The sequence below is a fragment of the Sphingorhabdus arenilitoris genome (genome assembly GCF_042651485.1).
GTDB classification, from domain to species: domain Bacteria; phylum Pseudomonadota; class Alphaproteobacteria; order Sphingomonadales; family Sphingomonadaceae; genus Sphingorhabdus_B; species Sphingorhabdus_B arenilitoris.
On sequence record NZ_JBHSDH010000009.1, the window covers coordinates 1 to 697 of the forward strand.

The 697-nt window shown below is 46.1% G+C and carries 1 protein-coding gene; it reads right to left on the bottom strand.

Translation table 11 applies throughout. The features are described 5' to 3' along the window. A partial coding sequence (locus ACFOWX_RS01495) for an AAA family ATPase (protein WP_449325416.1) occupies positions 1-633 on the bottom strand: 633 nt, incomplete at its 3' end. Positions 634-697: the final 64 nt, after the last annotated feature.

Sequence of the window (697 nt, forward strand, 5' to 3'; positions counted from 1 at the left end):
ATCAAATTTGCCCATTAACTCAGTTTCAATACGGTGCAGAGCCAGACAGGAAGGAATAATGTCAAGCCCCGGCCAGCAAGTGGGCTTTATTGCATAAGTGACATCGTCCTTTTCCCCAAGATAGAAAGGCAGGAGAGTGTCTTCTGCATGAATATGAAGATCTGGTACCCATCCGTGATACATTGAGGCTGTTCCCTGGGGGTCGTTACCTTCCACGAGCAAAACACGTAGCCCCTTCAGAGCCAGATCCTGAGCAAGATGAACAGAAACTGAGGTTTTGTAAACGCCACCTTTATGGGCAGCAACCCCGATCACCGGTGGAAATACGTCTTCAGCACGTCGCAATCGCGTACCAAACACATCACGCATATGATTAATTTGTTCAATTGTATNCTCAACCCGTCCTCGAATTTCCATATCCGGGTGCGGTAGTCGCCCTGCTTTCTCGGCATCTCTGATAGCCTGAGAAGAAACCCCAACTAAATCCGCTGCTTCACCTATTCTCCAGCGCCGGGTTATTTTCCTCGCTTCCGGGCTGTCATCATTAAACTGTGCAATGGCGATAGCCTTCGTCATTTCATGACCAGCGTTTATGCACTGGTTAAGTGTTTCCATGAGTTTCATTCTGAACATCCTTTAATCATTGCTTTGCGTTTTTTTATTAAATCTTGCAATTTACTGCAAAGCAACAACAAAA